This is a genomic window from Vibrio sp. 1-2 (7-a), from assembly GCF_013048515.1.
Classification (GTDB): domain Bacteria; phylum Pseudomonadota; class Gammaproteobacteria; order Enterobacterales; family Vibrionaceae; genus Vibrio; species Vibrio diabolicus.
Window position 1 is genome coordinate 408,778 of record NZ_VHSQ01000002.1, and the last position, 19,337, is coordinate 428,114.

At 44.8% G+C, this 19,337-nt stretch carries 15 protein-coding genes; 6 read left to right on the plus strand and 9 right to left on the minus strand.

Features of this window, described 5'->3' with window-relative positions; genetic code table 11:
- Positions 1-76 precede the first annotated feature (76 nt).
- Together blaCARB and FKN08_RS09475 are read left to right on the plus strand one after the other, a co-directional pair.
- Positions 77-928, plus strand: coding sequence for a CARB family carbenicillin-hydrolyzing class A beta-lactamase (gene blaCARB / locus FKN08_RS09470; RefSeq protein WP_170891967.1), 852 nt, complete (start codon positions 77-79; stop codon positions 926-928).
- 340 nt (positions 929-1,268) lie between these two features.
- Positions 1,269-2,270, plus strand: a complete 1,002-nt coding sequence (locus tag FKN08_RS09475) for a sensor domain-containing diguanylate cyclase (RefSeq protein ID WP_226977544.1) — start codon at positions 1,269-1,271, stop codon at positions 2,268-2,270.
- Positions 2,271-2,388: 118 nt separating this feature from the next.
- Here FKN08_RS09475 and FKN08_RS09480 read toward each other — a convergent pair whose 3' ends face one another.
- Positions 2,389-2,541 carry a hypothetical protein gene (locus FKN08_RS09480; RefSeq protein WP_005375418.1) on the minus strand — a complete coding sequence of 51 codons (153 nt, stop codon included), beginning with the start codon at positions 2,539-2,541 and terminating at the stop codon, positions 2,389-2,391.
- A gap of 245 nt (positions 2,542-2,786) precedes the next feature.
- Here FKN08_RS09480 and speG point away from each other — a divergent pair, with 245 nt between their 5' ends.
- Positions 2,787-3,326, plus strand: a complete 540-nt coding sequence (gene speG, locus FKN08_RS09485) for a spermidine N1-acetyltransferase (RefSeq protein WP_041853120.1) — start codon at positions 2,787-2,789, stop codon at positions 3,324-3,326.
- A 48-nt stretch (positions 3,327-3,374) separates the two neighbouring features.
- Here the strand turns inward: speG and FKN08_RS09490 are convergent, their stop codons facing one another.
- From FKN08_RS09490 to FKN08_RS09520, 7 genes are all read right to left on the minus strand, one after another.
- Entirely contained in the window at positions 3,375-4,172 is a 798-nt protein-coding gene (locus FKN08_RS09490; RefSeq protein WP_170891968.1) for a hypothetical protein, read from the minus strand.
- Between the two features lie 175 nt (positions 4,173-4,347).
- Positions 4,348-5,433, minus strand: a complete 1,086-nt coding sequence (locus tag FKN08_RS09495; RefSeq protein WP_170891969.1) for an outer membrane protein transport protein — start codon at positions 5,431-5,433, stop codon at positions 4,348-4,350.
- Positions 5,434-5,543: 110 nt separating this feature from the next.
- Positions 5,544-8,690, minus strand: a complete 3,147-nt coding sequence (gene vmeQ / locus FKN08_RS09500) for an efflux RND transporter permease subunit VmeQ (RefSeq protein ID WP_170891970.1) — start codon at positions 8,688-8,690, stop codon at positions 5,544-5,546.
- A gap of 10 nt (positions 8,691-8,700) precedes the next feature.
- Positions 8,701-9,843, minus strand: coding sequence for an efflux RND transporter periplasmic adaptor subunit VmeP (gene vmeP / locus FKN08_RS09505; RefSeq protein ID WP_005391278.1), 1,143 nt, complete (start codon positions 9,841-9,843; stop codon positions 8,701-8,703).
- 90 nt (positions 9,844-9,933) lie between these two features.
- The gene (locus FKN08_RS09510; protein WP_170891971.1) at positions 9,934-10,725 is read right to left on the minus strand and encodes a hypothetical protein; all 792 of its coding nucleotides are present in this window, start codon (positions 10,723-10,725) and stop codon (positions 9,934-9,936) included.
- Between the two features lie 530 nt (positions 10,726-11,255).
- Positions 11,256-13,415, minus strand: a complete 2,160-nt coding sequence (locus FKN08_RS09515) for a prolyl oligopeptidase family serine peptidase (protein WP_170891972.1) — start codon at positions 13,413-13,415, stop codon at positions 11,256-11,258.
- A gap of 206 nt (positions 13,416-13,621) precedes the next feature.
- The gene (locus tag FKN08_RS09520; RefSeq protein WP_170891973.1) at positions 13,622-15,193 is read right to left on the minus strand and encodes an ATP-binding cassette domain-containing protein; all 1,572 of its coding nucleotides are present in this window, start codon (positions 15,191-15,193) and stop codon (positions 13,622-13,624) included.
- A gap of 392 nt (positions 15,194-15,585) precedes the next feature.
- Between FKN08_RS09520 and FKN08_RS09525 the strand changes: the two genes are divergently transcribed.
- From FKN08_RS09525 to FKN08_RS09535, 3 genes are all read left to right on the plus strand, one after another.
- Positions 15,586-16,011, plus strand: coding sequence for a universal stress protein (locus FKN08_RS09525; RefSeq protein WP_005392539.1), 426 nt, complete (start codon positions 15,586-15,588; stop codon positions 16,009-16,011).
- A 167-nt stretch (positions 16,012-16,178) separates the two neighbouring features.
- Entirely contained in the window at positions 16,179-16,796 is a 618-nt protein-coding gene (locus FKN08_RS09530; RefSeq protein WP_005392538.1) for an NAD(P)H-dependent oxidoreductase, read from the plus strand.
- Positions 16,793-18,751 (plus strand): monovalent cation:proton antiporter-2 (CPA2) family protein, encoded by a 1,959-nt coding sequence (locus FKN08_RS09535; protein ID WP_047008414.1) that lies wholly within the window; start codon positions 16,793-16,795, stop codon positions 18,749-18,751. The genes FKN08_RS09530 and FKN08_RS09535 overlap by 4 nt, the downstream gene beginning before the upstream one ends.
- 99 nt (positions 18,752-18,850) lie before the next feature.
- Here the strand turns inward: FKN08_RS09535 and FKN08_RS09540 are convergent, their stop codons facing one another.
- Positions 18,851-19,144 (minus strand): hypothetical protein, encoded by a 294-nt coding sequence (locus FKN08_RS09540; protein WP_005392536.1) that lies wholly within the window; start codon positions 19,142-19,144, stop codon positions 18,851-18,853.
- Positions 19,145-19,337: the final 193 nt, after the last annotated feature.

A 19,337-nucleotide genomic window follows, 5' to 3' on the forward strand; every position in this document is an offset into this window, starting at 1 on the left:
GTTAGAGTATTCGCTCGTTATAGTTTGCGTAACATCGCCACAGTGCGAACCAAAACCAAAATGAAGAACACGACGCATGAAAAAGTTATTTTTGTTGGCTGGGCTAATGGTTTGCTCAACCCTAAGTTACGCTTCCCAACTGAATGAAGACATTTCTCTCATCGAACAACAAACCTCAAGCAGAGTTGGGGTCTCGGTTTGGGATACGCAAACCGATGAGCGCTGGGATTACCGCGGCGATGAACGCTTCCCACTCATGAGCACATTCAAAACCTTGGCTTGCGCCACAATGCTAAGTGATATGGACAGCGGTAAGCTAAGTAAAAATGCGACCGCGAAAGTCGATGAGCGCAGCATCGTTGTGTGGTCTCCAGTGATGGACAAACTCGCAGGCCAAAACACACGCGTAGAACACGCTTGTGAAGCCGCGATGTTGATGAGTGATAATACTGCTGCCAACTTAGTATTGAATGAAATCGGCGGTCCTAAGGCCGTGACAATGTTTTTGCGATCAATTGGTGATAAAGCGACGCGCCTAGATAGATTAGAACCACGTTTGAACGAAGCGACACCGGGAGACAACCGCGACACAACCACACCTAACGCCATGGTAAACACTCTGCGAACCTTGATTGAAGGAGAAACGTTGTCTTACGAGTCTCGCGTGCAATTAAAAATCTGGATGCAGGACAACAAGGTTTCAGACTCGTTAATGCGTTCAGTATTACCAACAGGTTGGTCTATCGCCGACCGCTCTGGTGCGGGTGGTCACGGTTCGCGCGGTATTAACGCAATCATATGGAAGGAAAACCATCGTCCTGTTTACATTAGTATCTATGTCACAGAAACCGAGCTATCACTGCAAGCCAGAGACCAGCTCATCGCGCAAATCAGTCAGTTGATTTTACAGAAATACAAAGATAATTAATTCACTGCTTACGTATTTACTTTCCTAAGTTCACCCTCTTTGCCCTTCTCTTCCCTGAAGGGCTTTCCTATTCTTTGGTTCTACCTCAAAAACACCCCTTATTGAGTAATGACTTACTTATAAATAGGTATAACATTTATTCATTTAGGCGTGAGTTAACGCCCACATTAAGCAATTGAACACACATAGATGGCGATAAATAAACCATAATCTTACGTAGAAACGCATTTTTCTTGAAAATAGCTTCGTGTAACTTATTGTTGGTATTTGCAACATCGCAAGGAGATGTCTATTGAGACTTGAAAGAACTTTTAACCCTGATGACTTATCGATGCAGAATATGGAAAGTCCGATCTGTATGCCGATAGGGTTTGTTCACTTTTTAGCTCAATCGGAAACATTGCAGCAGGTGCTTGATACGGTCGCAGAATGGATAAATCGTATATTCAATTCCGACCGCGCGAGTATCACGCTTTATGAAAATGATGATCATCTAAAGGTCTACTCTTTCTCTGGTAATAAAGCGATTCCGGCTGAATTCTTGGTACCTATTCACCGAGCTTTTGTTGGCCGAGTGTTCAAAAAACAACAACTGATGATCTGTGACGATGTCACTCAATCTGATGAGGTCGATTGTGTGATGCTGGCATCCAATGGCATGGGGACGTGTATGGATGCGCCTTTAATGCACGGTAAAGTCTGTTTGGGCACGCTTAATGTTGCACATCATCAAACGCACACTTATACAAACGAACAAGCGGCACAGCTTCAGTGCATCGCTAACTGGATTGCTTTAAACATTGCTCTTCATATACAAATTATGAAAATGGAGCATCTTGCCACAACGGATGACCTGACTGGCATTCCAAACCGCAGAGAATTCATGCGACAAATCGAAAGCCGCTTGACTGAATACCGCACCCAAGGCATTGACTTCCATGTTGCTATTCTAGATTTAGACAACTTTAAGAGCCTTAATGATCGGTTTGGTCATGATGCTGGCGATAAATCGCTGATCCATGCAGTCAACACCATTCAAAGTCATCTACTTGACTGTGACTTACTTGCCAGAGTTGGCGGTGAAGAGTTTGCCATCGTACTAAGAAGCCGGTCATCGCAAGAAGCCCTAAACACATTAGAAACGATTCGCAATGCGCTAGAAACTACGACGATTCAACACTCAGGTCGTGATATGAGCTTTACCGCTAGTATTGGTGTAACTCAAGTCTGTAGCTTGGATGACTCGTTTGAACCACTCGTAAAACGCGCCGACTTAGCCCTTTACAAAGCCAAAGAAACCGGTAGAAACCGTGTTGAGGTTCATAAAACAGAAGAAAACTAGAAAAGAGAGTGATAAAAAAGGTAGCGACTTGTTGCGCTACCTTTTATAAATTCTAACCCGCCTAAAATAAGTAATACGAACTTTAAGCCAGTTTAGAAATAAGAGTGAGCAAATTTAATTATGCTTTCTTAAGATCTTTAGCTGGGTAAGTTAGCGTTTTCTCGCCTGCTTTTACGTGTGTGTAAAAACCGCCACTGCTTAAACCTGTAACAACCATTTCGCCAAGATCGATACCTTTAGTCGCTACTACTACGTCACCGATTGAAAACATATTGAATACCTTGTTTATTTAGATTAAGACACTAAGTCGTTGCGCGGTATTTAATATGATATTAGGCAAACCACCTAATCGAATTTTTTATCGTAAAGATTAATTTTTATTTGGCGTGAACTCTAAGTTTCCATATTGAAAAAAACACAATATTTCCCAAAAACAGATGCGCAATTCTTGTTTAATACGTTAAGATTTTCTAGCATCAATTGCGGAGGTTTACTTCGCCTCATTGGAGATAAATGATGAAGAAAGGCCTAAAAATGCGTGCACTAGAACGCTCTGATTTGCGCTTTATTCACGAACTAAATAACAACCGAAATATCATGGCCTACTGGTTCGAAGAGCCCTATGAATCTTATGATGAGCTCGAAGAACTGTACCGAAAACATATACATGATGACGCAGAAAGACGCTTTGTGGTTGAAGATGAAGACGGCATAGTGATTGGATTGGTCGAACTTATTGAGATCAACTACATTCACCGAAGCGCTGAGTTTCAGATAATCATCGCCCCAGAGCATCAAGGACGAGGTTATGCGACAGAGATGATTAATCGTGCATTGGATTACTCCTTCTCGATTCTTAATCTACGTAAAATATACTTATTGGTCGCAGTGGATAATGAAGTCGCTATTCATTTATATAAGAAATGTGGTTTTATTGAAGAAGGCCATTTAGTAGAAGAATACTTTATTAACGGAGCCTATAGCGATGTTAAGCGTATGTATATATTAAAACACCAATATCAGAAAAAGATCGAAGAAAAGAACGCGATTCACTAATTTATTCCATCAAAGTAAAAACGCAGCCATCGTTGCTGCGTTTTCAATTTACTCAAATTGATATTGGTAAGATAATGCGACGCGCCTATCTGCCTCATCTAAATAGGTGTTGTTGTCCATGACAAACGTCATTACGTTAAACGAGTGACGTTTATTCACGAGATAACCAAGGCCGATACCACCAAAGAAGCCTTTGTAGTTCTCTCCTTCACTGTTTTCTGAGCCGTAAGTGCCTGCTGCGAAGCTGATTAACGTCAGCTCTTTGGTAAACGATTTCAGCGCAAATGCACCAACGTAACCGCTGCTGCCTGAAGAGCTCATCATATTGAAGCCATTCTCTGCACTTGGAGTGCCCGTAAAGTTAGGCTCGCTACAGTTGCTGCCTGCTGCACCGTCACAAACAGGAACATCACCAGTGTTGTACGTATAGCCTGCCATTGGGAAAATTTGGAAGCCTGCTGGCTCAATCCCGAAATAACTTAGCGGCATAAAGGTACCAACGCTGTAGTTGGTTTGATCCGCGCCGTTTACGTATTCATTTTTACCGAAGTTGAAGTTCACGATACCGACCGGAAACAACCACGAGCCACCAATACGCCACTCGCTCGCATCATCATTGATACGCAGGTTAATTTTGCGCGCTTGGTCAAGCGCAAGTGAGCCCGAGAATGAGATGTTTTGATCATCAAAATCGTAGTTGTTTGCGTACGACGCGCCAAATTTCGTAATGACTTTTGTTGGGTCATCCGCCAACTTGTTTTTATTGTCTTTTACTCGGTGCTCGGCACCATGAGCCAGCGTACTGACCAACAAAGTCGTACTCACTAACGCTAGTTTATTTTTCATTTTTAGTCCTTTGAGATGTTGAATACCCGCACTTAGCCGCGCAGATACTTTTTAAATCATCACTCACTGGGTGTGACAGAAGCGCCCTAACTACCTTAGATAGCGTGACAGCATCCAGTGCAGGTAGTTAGGGTAGAATGGCCTGTAAGGAAGGCGTTTTAGCGATTAGGAATGATTAGTTTTTCCAGTTGTAGCTCATACTCATGAAGTACAGAGCAGGCTCATCAAAGCCAGCTTGTAAGCTTGGCGTTTCTGACGATTCCATCAAGATCGCTTCAAACGCGAAACCAATTGAGTTTTCTGAATCCAATTTGTAATCAATGCCTGTACCAATGCGGTACGCCTTGCCAGTAGGAACGGTAATGTCACCATTTGATTGGCTTTCATACATGCTAGTATCGAATGCAAAGCCTGCGTTCCACGTCATTTTTTCATTCAGTTGATATTGAGTACCAAATGCAACTTGATAAGTGTCTTGTGTCTCTACGTTTAGCGTGGTGGTGTATTCACTCCAGTCTTGCCAGTTCGCGTTCCACATCACAGCGAGATCATCATTCACTACGTGATAAGCACTAAAGATCAGTTGCTGAGGTGCAATGGAATTACCACTATCGAACTCAAATTCGGTTTCAGAAGAGTAAGACAAACCAAGTCGAGTCCCTGCCGTCGCCTCATAAAGCACACCAACTCGACCATTGAACTGAGTATCTTGGTCTTCATCACTAATGTTCAAGATTCCCTTCGTTTCCACTTCATACATACCGTACTGAATACCAAGCGCCGCACCCACAGACCAGTGATCATTGATGCGGTAAGAAGCGGAAGGTTGAATGGTCAAGGCTTGCGTCGTTGCTGTAGGAATATCTAAATGATTATTCAAAAGACCTTCGTACTCGAGGCCAAGACCGTAGTTGCCATACAGACCAATACCCAGCGTCCATTTGTCGTTCACTTGTTGGCTGTAAAATGCCGACGCCATAGGAACAAAACCAATCACGTTGCCCGCATCACCAGTCATCGTGTCTAGTTGCGCGTCACCGTAAAGACCAATCAGGTTACCAGAGAAAGATTTACCAGAAACATTCGCCAGACCAGCCGGGTTTGCTGCCATTACTGAGGCATCTTGCGCACGAGCCGCCATACCAGCGGATGCCAAACCAATATCCGATGCTGTTGTTTCGTAAAGGTATAACCCACCCGCTTGCGCAGCAGCACACGTCAGTAGAGAGCTCGCTACGACGATTTTTGAAAGATTTTTCATGTTAAAACCTATTATTGTTAGGGGAACCCACGCTGCGACGGTGGTTGTATATCAATGGAAGGCATTGGCCAATCGCACACAGCGTGGGGGTGTTGTGGAGTCAGTTGAAATCAGCGTTGTTGCTCACTCACCTCAAGTTCAGTGGGTTTCTTTCGCTTAAACTTCTCGCGCAGAGATTGCATCATCACGAAGAACACTGGCGTCAGTAACGTGCCTACAAACGTAGAGAGAATCATGCCGCCGAATACTGCGAAGCCCAGTGAGTGACGAGATGCCGCACCAGCACCCGATGCAATCACCAACGGGAATACCCCCCAGATGAAGGCGAACGCAGTCATCTGTACTGCACGGAAACGGATTCGAGCAGCTTCTTTGGCAGCATCAATGATGGATAAGCCCTTTTCTTCTCGCAGAACTTTGGCAAATTCCACGATAAGAATCGCCACTTTGGCGGACATACCGATCAAGATGACCACACCAATCTGCACGTACAAATCGAACGGTTGTCCCACCAGCAGTAGCGTGCCCATTGCGCCGAGAATCGCGACTGGAACCGCCATCATTACCGCTGCAGGAATGGTCCAACTTTCGTACTGAGCCACCAAGAACAAGTAGGTGAACAGCAAAGACAATGCGAACGCGATTGGTGCCATGTTGCCTGCTTTCATCTCTTGGTAAGTCATGCCTGACCACTCGTACGAGTAACCACTTGGCAAACATTCTGCAGCCAGTTTTTCAATGGCTTTTACAACATCACCCGAGCTGTAACCTGGCGCTGGCGCACCGTTCACGGTTGCAGAACTAAACATGTTGTAGTTCGATAAGGTATCAGGGCCGAAGATCGGCTTCACTTTCACTAGCGTTGCCAATGACACCATTTTTCCAGAGCTTGAACGAACAAACAGATGGTCGATGTCGTCGATGTTGTCACGATATTGCTCTTCTGCTTGCACTTTCACTTGGTACGAACGCCCAAACAAGTTGAAGTCAGAAATGTAGGCGCCGCCCAACTGTGCTTGCAGTGTGCTGAAGATTTCATTCAACGGTACGCCCATCGAAATCGCTTTATCGCGGTCAATATCGATGTAACGTTGCGGAATGTTCGCACGGAAAATCGAGAACGCACGCGCCACTTCAGGCAGTTGATTGATTTGGGCAACAAAATCAGCGGTTGTTTTTGCCAACTCTTGTGGAGAACGACCCAAGTTGTCTTGCAACACAAGGTTGAAACCATCCACCGCACCCATGCCCTTGATTGCCGGCGTCGCGAAAACGAACGAAGCGGCATCTGGCGTTGAGTTCAGCATTTGGTTAACTTTATTCATCAACGCGCGTTGGTGTAGCTCAGGGTCTTTACGTTTGCTCCAGTTATCCAGTTTGATGATCAACATGCCCGAGTTTGGAATCGACGCCATGTTAATTACCGAGAAACCCGCAACCGAAACCACGTTCTCCACACCTTCCATCTGTTTTAGCTCATCAACGTACTTCTTCATTAATGGTGCCGTACGCTGCAATGCAGCTGCGTCTGGCAAACGCATTTCGACCATGAACACGCCTTTATCTTCGTTCGGTACGAAAGAAGAAGGTACGGTCATGAACGCAAATGCCAGCCCCGCAATAAGCACGCCATAAACACCGACACTCAGCACAATGCGGCGGCTCAAGAAACCAACTAAACCTTGGTATTTGCGCGTTATTGCTTCAAAACCTCGGTTAAACGCACGCAAAGGCGCAATAGGTTGTGAGTGAGTTGATTTCAACATCAACGCACAAAGCGCTGGCGTTAACGTTAATGCGTTGATCGCAGAGATCAGCACCGACACACAGATGGTGACCGCGAACTGGTTGAACATTCGACCAGAAATACCCGGCAATAGCGCAACCGGTACGAACACCGCCAACAAAATAAGCGTTGTTGCCAATACAGGACCCGTCACTTCTTTCATGGCTTGGATCGTGGCCGGAATCGGGTCTAAATGCTCTTCATGGATAACCCGCTCCACGTTCTCTACCACGATGATCGCATCGTCCACCACGATACCGATGGCGAGGATCAAGCCAAACAACGAGATGGTGTTAATGGTCATGCCCATCACGCCCATGATTGCGAACGTCGCAATGATGGAAACCGGAATCGCTAAGGTTGGAATGATGGTCGCTCGCCAGTTCTGCAAGAAAACATACACAACGAAGGTGACAAGAAGTACCGCAATCACCAGCGTCTCATACACTTCATCAATCGACGTCTCTACGTATTCGGTAGAGTCATACGCGATGTCGTAGACCAAATCATCTGGGAACGATTTCTCGTACTCTTTCATGGCCTCTTTCACGCGTTCCATCACGTCTAGCGCGTTCGCTGTCGGCAACTGGTACAAGGCCAGAACGGCGGCTGGTTCGTTATTCATACGACCATCAGCTTCGTAACCTTGTGCGCCAACTTCCACACGAGCCACATCTTTCAAGCGAATCAAAGAACCTTTCTTGCTCGCACGGATGATGATGTTCTCGAACTCTTCCGCAGAAGTAAGGCGGCCTTTGGTTTGCAAAACATATTGATATTGCTGGTCACCCGGAGCTGGCATACCACCGATCTTACCCGCCGCCACTTGGATGTTTTGCGTTTTAATTGCGCCAATAACATCACTAGCGGAAAGCTTCAAGGTGGCCAGTTTATTTGGGTTCAACCAAATACGCATTGAGTAGTCTTTCTTACCCAGCAGCGTAATGTCACTCATACCTTCGATACGTTTTAGACGCTCAACAATATTGAGATCCGCATAGTTGGAGAGGTAGATACTATCGTGAGACTGTTTCGGAGAACGCAGTGTAATAACGCCCAGCATGTCGGAAGATTTCTTCTTAACCGTCACACCGATTTGGTTTACTTCTTGTGGTAGAGACGACGTCGCTTGCGCCACCAAGTTGTTCACACGAACCTGCGCCATATCGCCATCTGCGCCCACTCGAAAATAGATACGTAGTGTGTATGAACCATCGTTACCAATCACAGAAGACATGTAAATCATGTCTTCAACGCCGTTGACTTTGGCTTCTATCGGCTGTGCAACCGTCTTTTTAACCACGTTCGCGTTTGCACCCGGATACATGGTGCTCACCGTAATTACCGTCGGAGAGATTTGAGGATACTCAGAAATTGGCAAGACTTTCAGGGCGATCATACCCATCAATGTCATCGCCAATGAGATCACCAAAGCAAACTTCGGCCGGTGAATGAAAAATTTACTTAACATCAGTTCTCACTCAGCCTTGTTCACTCTGTAGTTCAACGTCTTTCACCGTTGCACCCGGACGCACTTTTTGTAGACCATTGACGATGACTTTTTCGTTAGCCGCCAAGCCAGTCAGCACAGCACGTTTCACACCGTAGGTCTGACCGAGTTCAACGTTACGACGAGACACCACGTGATCATCACCAACCACCATGACGTAGTCACCTGCTTGGTCTTGCTGAACAGCCGCCGATGGGATAAGCAAACCATCAATGGTTTTGTTGCGCAGCTTGATGGTCAAGTTGCCATATTCACCCGGCATAAGCGCGTAAGTTGGGTTATCGAATTGTGCTTCTGCTCGAATTGAGCCTGTTTCTAAATCGATCTTGTTGCCAACGGCGTAGATCTTGCCATCAAGCGGATACAATGAACCGTCTGAAAGCGTCAGTGTTAAATCAACATCCAGTTTGTCATCGTTACGATGAGCCACATCAATGGCACTTCTTACGCGGCGGTAGAGCTTCTCATCCACATCAAAGCCAAAGCGAATTGGGTCGATTTGAGTGATCGAAACAAGAGGAACGAGTTGAATTTTCGAAATACGGTCACCCACTCGGAAGTTGCTGAAACCCACGCGGCCAGAGAAAGGAGCACGTACAGAGCTAAATTCAAGATCGAGCCTTGCTGAAACCAGCGTCGCTTTCGCCTCTTCTACCGAAGCAATCGCTGCAGCGTGCGCAGCAATGGCGTCATCGTATTGCTGCTCACTGATGCTTTTATCTTTGATGAGTTTCTTCACACGTTCTGCATCACGCGTAGTTTGAACGAGTTGTGCTTTTGCTTTTTGCAACGACGCTTTTGCATACGCCAGTGCCGCTTTGTAAGGACGGTCGTCGATTTCAAACAGCAATTGGCCTTTTTCGACCATATCGCCATCTTTAAAATGAATCGCGGTTAATTCGCCACCGACTCGAGGCATAATATCAACGTCATTTACCGCTTCAGTTCGACCGATAAAAGTATGATAAGGAGTGATTTTTGTTTCGGTTAGGGTAACGGTTTCAACAGAGGGTGCTTGGGCAGTTTTCGTTGCGATATCGCCAGTTTTGCATCCTGATAGTAATGCAGAAGATATAGCAATAGATACCAACGCAAATTTATATTTGGCTTTCATGATAAACCTACTTTATGTAGAAAGTGCCCTAGCCTAAATATTTAAATATATGGATAAACACACTTTCTATTCTGGAAATAAACGAGGAAGTTAGAATTGGTAGTTAAATTCGATACGGTGATCACCATCACCGAAATTAACGTGCTCATTCCAGTTTGCAAAGTAACGAATATTAGCGCGAGGATTAATTTGATAAGACAACGCAAACTCATGAGTTAAGATATTATCTTCACCCGCGTAATAAGTATCTTTATATTGACTAGACCCTGACAATGTATGCATATACATTGGGTTGTAGTTAATCCAGATTTTATCGGTTAATTCAATTTTTGAGTACATACCGACAACGGTGAAAGTACCTGGAATTTCATAACCTTTGCCATCACCACTAAAATCATTAGCAATAGTGACACCTGCACCAGCCAAAGGAAATAACTGCAATATGCCAAACTTAGGTAGGCCTTGAATAAAGCTATAAGATGCATCTAATTTATCGTTATCAACGTCGTAATTTACATCTAATTGACGGCCTAGACCTTTTGCGACTTCTACTTGGAAATTACGTAGTCGGAAAGAGTCAATGCTGTCATCAACATTGGCATACATTGGATCGTCATTGTCGCGAATGCCAAATAGCTCACCACCAATGCCTTTCATTTCGATGATGTTCATCGCCATGGTGCCAGGCTGGCTAGATTGGTAAGTTTGACCGATTTTGATGTTCGCGCCTTTGTCAGTAATACCAAAGCCCGCTTGGGTGTAAACCGCAAGTGGGTCAGACATATCTTGTAGTTCTTCGTCATTATTTGTCTGAGCATAAGCAGAAGACGCGAGTTGAAGGGCTGCTGCCATGATAACAACAGACGGTTTCACTAAATTCATAAAACTGTATCCATTTTAATGATTATAAAATTATTCACGTCATGAGGTCATCATAAATAGCAAGCAACACAACTCGCTTTGGATAATATAAATTATCAAAGCAAATTTAATAATGACGAAACATTAGACGTTTTAATTAAAATAAAATAAAGCGTCGTAAAAGTTCAATCACTGCTACTTATATCTTATATAACTTGAAATTTGGTAAGCTTTACAAAGAAGGGAATATTAAAGCTTATGAAAATTCAATTATCATTAGAACAAATGATTAATTAAATTTACCATATAAATAAGGAGTGCAATGGTGTTAAGTGATCGCGATCAAGTTTTATTTGTATCGCATATTACTCTTAAGGTAAAGAAGAGAGTTGTAATAAATTGCAAATACCTTAATTTAATTAGCCTTGCGGTCAATTTAGAATAGTTACTCCACAATAAATTGAAAGGAAATCACACTCTGTGATTCCCTTTTATTATCGAGTGCAAAAGCACCAATGCATTTCGTTAACTAAAAACGCAAACGATTCGCACTATTGCAGTTTCTCTATCCCCATATTGAACAGTGCAAAGCTATAAATATCTGCATTTGTCTCAATTATTTTACGCGTTGGTGTGCCAGCACCATGTCCTGCATTGGTTTCGATGCGAATCAAGGTCGGATTTGAACCCGCCTGTTTTGACTGCAACTCAGCAGCAAATTTGTAAGAGTGAGCAGGAACAACACGATCATCATGATCACCGGTTGTAATCAATGTTGCTGGGTATTCCACCCCTGCTTTTACATTGTGCACTGGCGAATAACCTTTCAGATATTGGAACATCTCTTTACTTTGCTCTGCCGTGCCGTAGTCATACGCCCAACCAGCACCTGCGGTAAAAGTATGATAACGCAGCATATCCAGTACGCCGACTGCTGGCAGCGCCACTTTAAACAGCTCTGGACGTTGCGTCATAACAGCCCCCACTAACAAGCCACCATTCGATCCACCGTTAATGGCTAACTTGTTTGATGACGTTACCTTTTCATCAATTAGGTATTCAGCCGCCGCAATAAAGTCATCAAACACATTTTGCTTTTGCATTTGAATGCCAGCGTTGTGCCACTCTTTACCATACTCCCCACCGCCACGAATGTTCGCTACCGCGTAAACACCACCAAGCTCCAACCAAGCCGCACGTGTCGGGCTAAAAGATGGTGTGAGGTTAATGTTGAAGCCGCCATAACCATATAGGATGGTTGGTGCACTGCCGTCCATCGGTGTCCCTTTTTTATAGGTGATGATCATCGGCACTTTTGTTCCGTCTTTTGAGGTGTAAAACACCTGGCGAGATTCATACAAAGCAGGGTCAAATGGCGCTTTAGATTTGTAGTACACCTCGCTATCACCATCTTTGATGTTCAGACGATACGTAGTGCTTGGCATCTTGTAGTTGGTGAAAGAATAGTAGACTTCGGTTTCTTCTTTTTTACCCGTGAAACCGTATGCGCTGCCAATATCAGGCAATTTGATTTCTCGGATGAGTTTGCCGTTCATGTCGTATTGCTTCACCATCGAGATCGCATCAACAATATAGCTCGCAAACAAGTTGCCACCCGCGGTAGAAACACGTAACACGTTCTTTGTCTCAGGTATCAAATCTTTCCAGTTTTTGGGCTGCGGCTGACTCGCATCCACCGTCACGACGCGTTTGTTCGGCGCATTAAGGTTCGTAACCAAGTACAGTTTCGTGCCTTGGTTGTCTATCACCCAAGTATCAGAACTGGTGTTATCTAAAATGGTTTTCAGCGGGCTGTTTGGCTTGCTCAGATCTTTGAAGAACAGTTTGTTACCCGATGTCGATACGCTGGCTGAGATAAACAAGTAGCGTTCATCTTCCGACGTATAGCCGCCAACATAACGGTATTTCTCTTCCTCAAAGCCGCCGAAAATCAGCTGGTCTTCACTTTGTTTCGTCCCAAGCTTATGAAAGTAGAGCTTGTGTTGATCTGTCTTCGCGGAGAGTTCACTCCCCTGTGGCTTGTCATAACTTGAGTAATAGAAGCCTTGATTGCCGAGCCAACTGATGCCGCTGAACTTAATATCCACCAGCGTTTCGCCGACGGGCTTTTTGGTTTCTGTCTCTAGAACTATGACTTTTCGCCAATCGCTACCGCCTTCCGAAATGCTGTATGCAACCAAAGATCCATCTCGTGAAAAGCTCACTCCCGCTAACGATGTGGTGCCATCTTCACTAAAAGTATTTGGATCGAGGAAAATTTCTGCTTCACCATCACCTAGCTGCCGATAAAGCACGTCTTGGTTTTGTAACCCGTCATTTTTGTAGAAGTAAGTGAACTTACCCTCTTTGAACGGTTGGCTTTGTTTTTCGTAATCCATGAGCTTAGTAATGCGCTCTTCAATCTGCTTGCGATAAGGGATTTTCGACAGATAATCAAACGTCACTGCATTTTGTGCCTTCACCCATTCTGCGGTTTCTGGGCTGAGATCGTCTTCCAACCAGCGATAAGGATCACTCACTTTTGTACCAAAGTAGTCATCGACAACATCCACTTTTTGTGTGGTTGGGTACGTGACGGCTTTCGGATTTACCTGTTCAGCCGACGACTGCGCCGCTTCATTTGCATGCGCCACAGACAACACACTTCCGAGTGCGAGAGCCGTTGCTAATGCTAGGGTGTTCTTTTTCATGAAATTCCTTTTTATTTTTCTGTTGTCTTTTTGTGCAATACATCAGAACTCTACTATATATCGACAAAATGAATCTAATTTCATTAAACGAGTTGTGAAAGCCATCCTAACTCCCTCATTTCCTGCGAATTCTACATATCGGTAAGTGGAAGTGTAGAGCTTAGGAACAACGCTGAAGAGCTACGATGGCGTTTGCTCTCTTTCGTTTAATTCAGTTCGATTTGACGCAAAACCCCAGACTCAGAAGCGAAATCTTGGTCGTGACTAATCAGAACAAATCCACCTTTGTATGCATTTAACGCCTGACTAAGCATTATTTTTGAATCGAGATCGAGATGGTTATCTGGCTCATCAAGCAGCAGCAAAGGCTGGGAGTTTTGATGGCTGACGATCAGCATCGCGAGCTTCATCTTCTCGCCACCGCTCAGTACGCGCCCCAACCGAAACACAGCGTCTCGACGAAAACCGATCCCCGCCAATAAGGTTCTCGCTTCACTTTCCGTCATCTCTTGGCAGGTCTCCATTACGTTCTCAAGTAACGAAAGATTTGGATTCACTGCGCCAAAGTGTTGGTCGAGATAATACAAGGGTGTATTCACTTGCAGCTCACCACTCAGCAACGATAACTCGCCAAGCAACGTCTTTAACAAGGTTGACTTTCCGCAGCCATTTTTCCCTTTGAGATGGACTTTATCGTTCGCAAAAATCTGCAACGTGATAGGAGTAGAATCCCCAAAAGGCAATGTACCTTCTTGTATCGACAACACTTTTCGCGAACGGTTCGGATTATCTGCAAGATAAAGCTTTTGCGCTTTGAGCTGCTCATGTCGCGATTGCAACGCCCGCTCTTTGGCTTGTAAATGCACTTGTCTGAGTTGCTCATTCTTATTGCGATTTGAGGCGCTGGCGGTCGCGCTATCCTTTTTGCCATCAAGCAAAATTTTGGGCTGACTGCCGTCTTTGCGCAGTTTGTTCCCTTGCGCGGCGCGTTGGTCTGCTTTTTCGCGATTTTTCTGGGCTTGCTCAGCTAACCGTTTTTTGTGTTTATCGACCTGCACTAACTGCCTTTCGACCGCTTGCAGCTCAGTGCGTTTTTGCTCGGCATACACATCGTAATTTCCACCAAAAACCTGTAAGCCTAGGCCCGATAGTTCCCAAATTTCCTCCATTGCTCGCAGCAGCTCACGATCGTGACTGATGAGTAAAATCGCGCCACCGAAATGCCTCATAGACTCTATCAGCCATTGTTTCGCCTCGGTATCGAGGTGATTGGATGGCTCATCGAGAATCAAAAGCTCCGTTTCGTTTTCAAACAACTGCCATAACTGCAAACGCACCAACTGACCACCACTGAGCCGAGCACAAGAGAAATCAGGGTCTTGCGGTAATCCCATCGCAGCGAGCTGCTGTTTGAGTTTCAATTCAATATCCCACTGCTCGCCAACCAGTTCGAACCAATGTTCAGAAACATCACCTTGTTCAATCTGCTTCAAAGCATGCAAAACCGCATCTTTGCCCAGAAACTGGGCGATCGATTGCTGACCTGAAAGCAAATCAGACGGCTGCTGGCGATACATCATGAAAGAAGAGGGAGAAGTCACAACACCGCTGGCAGGCTGAGTTTCTCCCGCCAAAATGGAAGCCAAAAGCGACTTACCGATGCCATTGCGCCCAACCAAACCAACACGTCGTTTAGTCATGGAACAAGAAATAGACTGGAATAGCGTATCGCCATTATCAAACTGATGGCTAACATTAAAAGCTTGTAAAACTGGCATAATTTGCCTCCTGTATGACAGGGACAACAGCCGTAGCTATGATTTGAGATTGCAACAAAACGCGTGCACAAACGCATTAAGCGCTATGTAAAGCTCGACGATAAACGTCAAATCAAAAAGTCGTCTTGTTGCAAAGAAATATCGGAAAGTGAGCTACGCCTACTAACCCTGCAGATCCAAAAAATAAGTAAAAAATATGGATGACAGGTTTAGTTCTTCATGTTGGCGTAATCTCCTAGAGAAATGATTTGCGAAGTTTAGCGGGTTTTCTGACTAAAAAGCAAGCAGCATTATTTATCAAAACTTTGAACGATTTCGAGATCTTATCTACACAAATTTTGCCCAAGCCATACTATGCTTACAGTAAAGCTAATCCACAAAAGGGCGTGGTAATGAAATACAAACATATCCTTGTTGCACTCGAACTGTCCGATGAAAGCACAGTTCTGATCGACAGAGCCGTAGCGATGGCTAACTATCTCGACTCCGATATTTCATTCATCCATATTGATGGAACTCACGGGGAAATTTATCGTGAGCTCGTAGACATTAAAGAGAACCCAGACCAAAGGCCGCTGAATGAGCACTCTATGGAATGTTTGAGAACATTCAGTGAGTACATGGATTATCCACTCAAACACTTCTTCGTGGGTACTGGTGATTTAGCCGATAAGCTCGAAATTACCATCAAAGAGCAAGAAGTGGACTTGCTGATTTGTGGCCATCACCAAGATTTCTGGAGCAAAATCATTTCCTACTCAAGACATCTTATCAACAAGTCACCAGTCGATATTTTAGTCGTTCCTATTCATGATTAATTAGAATTTGACGCTTGCCAAAACCACCAACTTATTTGGTGGTTTTTTATTGATATTGAAACAGCTTAAGCACTTTTCCAAGCTAGCTTGACGGCCATTTATGAGTTACATTTTCTAACCAACCTGCGCTCCTACCGGGCATGGTTATTTAGATAGCAAGGATCCTTATGGCGAATAAAAAAGTATTAATTCTCTTTGCTCATCCTTCCCAGCATCGTTCAGAAGTGAATACTCCACTTTTCAAAGAAGCTCAAAAAATTGAAGGCGTGACATGTGTTGATCTCTATGGTGAATACCCTCGTTTCGATATCAATATCGACCGTGAACAACAACGCTTGCGTGAGCATGATGTAGTGGTTTTTCAATTCCCACTATATTGGTATTCAACCCCAGCAATTTTAAAAGAGTGGCAAGATCTGGTTTTGGAGTATGGCTTTGCTTACGGCACTGAAGGAACCGAACTACAAGGTAAAACCATGCTGTGCGTACTTTCGGCCGGTGGCAAGGAAGAAGCCTATAAAGCCGAAGGCTACAACCATTTTACGATTCGGGAACTGCTCGCTCCTATCGAGCAAATGTCAGCGCTCACGGGTATGCACTATATTGCGCCTCTTGCTTTGTTCGGCGCACGTACAGCCGAAGAGGAAGGACGAATTCCCCGTCATGTCGAACGGTACAAAAGCCTGCTAACAGCATTAGTCGAAGATAGACTAGATGTTGAAGCAGCTGCGTCATTAATCAAACTCAACAGCGCACTTCCGAAGCTCATCAAGGAGGCTTCATGACAGGGATATTCTTACAAGCCTTCGTGTATTTGATTGCCGCTGTGATTGCGGTACCACTTGCCAAGCGTTTAGGGCTCGGTTCCGTTTTAGGTTACCTCATCGCTGGTGTGGTAATTGGTCCAATTATCGGTTTAGTCGGTGAGGAAACAACGACAATTCAGCATTTTGCCGAATTTGGCGTGGTGATGATGCTATTCCTAGTGGGATTAGAGCTAGAGCCTAAAATGCTCTGGTCAATGCGAAATCGTTTAATGGGCTTAGGCGGTCTTCAAGTTGGCGGTACCATCGCGGCGATTATGGGTATTGCCCTGTACTTTGAGCAGCCTTGGACCATTGCCTTAGCCATCGGTTTGATTTTCGCCCTCTCTTCTACCGCGATTGTTTTGCAAACTTTTAGCGAAAAAGGGTTAACGAAGACAGAAGGCGGACAAAACGCGTTCTCTGTTTTGCTTTTCCAAGATATCGCTGTTATCCCGATGTTGGCCTTTATTCCATTGTTGGCACTGCCGGAGTTAGTCGAACAAGCACAAAATGCTGTTCAAACGGCCGCGCAGCATCATGACGATTTAAACCTCGTGGCAGATTTACCGGGCTGGGCGTACGGAATAGTCATCACAGCATCGATTGCGATTGTTGTCGTTGGTGGTCACTTTTTAAGTCGACCTCTGCTGAGCTATGTTGCTAGCTCTGGGCTGCGTGAGATTTTTACCGCCACCGCATTGATGCTGGTGATCGGCATCGCAGCACTGATGAGTTTAGTTGGCTTGTCTCCAGCTTTGGGAACCTTCTTGGCTGGCGTTGTATTGGCGAACAGCGAATTCCGTCACGAGTTAGAATCCAATATCGAACCATTTAAAGGGTTGTTGCTGGGTCTGTTCTTCATCACCGTCGGCGCAGGGATCAATTTCTCGGTTCTATTTGGTGACTTCTGGTTGATCATGGCACTGACCATTAGCGTGATGGTATTGAAAGCCTTGGTGCTGTTTATTCTCGCGCTGATATTTAGAGTGAAAGGCAGCAACCGCTGGCTGTTTACCTTAAGCTTGGCTCAAGCGGGTGAATTTGGTTTTGTGTTGCTAAGCTTCTCTGTGCAAAACCACGTCATTCCGTTTGAACTCTCGCAAACTCTTGCGCTGGTTGTTGCTATCTCAATGTTCTTAACGCCAGGCTTGTTCATTCTATTTGACAAATTAATACTGCCGCGTTTTGAAACTCAATCAAACGAAAGGGAAAGCGATACGATTGAAGAAAAAGGCACAGTAATCATCGCTGGTATCGGCCGTTTTGGTCAGATTGTTAACCGCTTGCTTGTTTCTAATGGTGTAACAACAGTGGTGCTCGATCACCAAGCCAACCAAGTTGATAACATGCGCCAGATTGGCACTCGTGCTTATTTTGGCGATGCGACTCGACCAGATATGCTGCACACTGCAGGCATCGAGCATGCGGCTGCGTTGGTCGTCGCAATTGATAACCAAGAATCGAGTGTGGAACTGGTGAAGTACGTCAAACACACGTACCCCAAAGTAACGGTGATCGCACGCGCCTTTGACCGTGGTCACGGCTATCTTTTGCGTCAAGCTGGGGCTGATATTATTGAATCGGAAACCTACCATTCCGCATTGGAGATGGGTGGTCACACGATGAAAGCACTTGGTATTCATCCCTTCTTTGTTGAGCAGCAAAAAGCGACATACAAGCGTGTTGAAGCACGCAAGTCCGAGCTACTCTACAAAGCTTGGGAAGATGATTCTGAAGGCGAACGTTATGACAACAATTTCCGACAACTGTTTATTCAGTTAGAGGAAAAAATGGCGGAAGAGATGCAAAAAGATCGCCATGACAAACTCTCGCGCTCAGAACGTGGTTGGACGCCACCTCCGAAAGGTTACGCCGATGACTTCAATGAAGATAACGTTCAAGAACTAACACCGCCGAGAGAAGAGCCGCTCTGACGGTAACTTGCTCAATATTAAAAACCTCCCGCTTGGGAGGTTTTTCTTTTTCAGTACAGAGCCACATGCCGTGCAGGATAAAATGATCTTCTCACGAGATTACATAAGATCATTCATTAAAATCTCATACTCTTCGTTTGCTTCTTCCACTAAGTGAGAAAGCTCTAACGCATCAGTAACTGCAAGATTGAACTGCCACGGAGTTGTGTCTTCTTTACCACAGATTCGAGTTTCACACCCACGGCTCTCAAAAGACAAATCATCAAACTCTGTGGTATGGCGCTCTTGAAGTTCTACAATCTCAACTTCTAATTTACCGACAGGGTTAACTTTAACGTGAGCATGTAAATCTGAACTGTTAGACAAACAATAATCTCTATGAACCGCAATCATGGCCGCCTCCTTGGTCTGCCAACTGACAACTCACCCATGAGTGTAGATGAGGGAGTTTGAACGTGGGGTGAAATAATAATGAAGATTGATCTGTCTCATTGGAGTAGACAATTATTGTTGTGCTGGTATGAGCCGGTATGAATCTCATCTGATTTAAATCGTTCCTAGATCACAAGAGTTGGCATTTACCGAG

Bases quoted from the DNA above. Each gene is read 5' to 3' on its own strand.
- blaCARB (WP_170891967.1), top strand. From the start codon at position 77: ATGAAAAAGTTATTTTTGTTGGCTGGGCTAATGGTTTGCTCAACCCTA.
- FKN08_RS09475 (WP_226977544.1), top strand. From the start codon at position 1,269: ATGGAAAGTCCGATCTGTATGCCGATAGGGTTTGTTCACTTTTTAGCT.
- FKN08_RS09480 (WP_005375418.1), bottom strand. From the start codon at position 2,541: ATGTTTTCAATCGGTGACGTAGTAGTAGCGACTAAAGGTATCGATCTT.
- speG (WP_041853120.1), top strand. From the start codon at position 2,787: ATGAAGAAAGGCCTAAAAATGCGTGCACTAGAACGCTCTGATTTGCGC.
- FKN08_RS09490 (WP_170891968.1), bottom strand. From the start codon at position 4,172: ATGAAAAATAAACTAGCGTTAGTGAGTACGACTTTGTTGGTCAGTACG.
- FKN08_RS09495 (WP_170891969.1), bottom strand. From the start codon at position 5,433: ATGAAAAATCTTTCAAAAATCGTCGTAGCGAGCTCTCTACTGACGTGT.
- vmeQ (WP_170891970.1), bottom strand. From the start codon at position 8,690: ATGTTAAGTAAATTTTTCATTCACCGGCCGAAGTTTGCTTTGGTGATC.
- vmeP (WP_005391278.1), bottom strand. From the start codon at position 9,843: ATGAAAGCCAAATATAAATTTGCGTTGGTATCTATTGCTATATCTTCT.
- FKN08_RS09510 (WP_170891971.1), bottom strand. From the start codon at position 10,725: ATGAATTTAGTGAAACCGTCTGTTGTTATCATGGCAGCAGCCCTTCAA.
- FKN08_RS09515 (WP_170891972.1), bottom strand. From the start codon at position 13,415: ATGAAAAAGAACACCCTAGCATTAGCAACGGCTCTCGCACTCGGAAGT.
- FKN08_RS09520 (WP_170891973.1), bottom strand. From the start codon at position 15,193: ATGCCAGTTTTACAAGCTTTTAATGTTAGCCATCAGTTTGATAATGGC.
- FKN08_RS09525 (WP_005392539.1), top strand. From the start codon at position 15,586: ATGAAATACAAACATATCCTTGTTGCACTCGAACTGTCCGATGAAAGC.
- FKN08_RS09530 (WP_005392538.1), top strand. From the start codon at position 16,179: ATGGCGAATAAAAAAGTATTAATTCTCTTTGCTCATCCTTCCCAGCAT.
- FKN08_RS09535 (WP_047008414.1), top strand. From the start codon at position 16,793: ATGACAGGGATATTCTTACAAGCCTTCGTGTATTTGATTGCCGCTGTG.
- FKN08_RS09540 (WP_005392536.1), bottom strand. From the start codon at position 19,144: ATGATTGCGGTTCATAGAGATTATTGTTTGTCTAACAGTTCAGATTTA.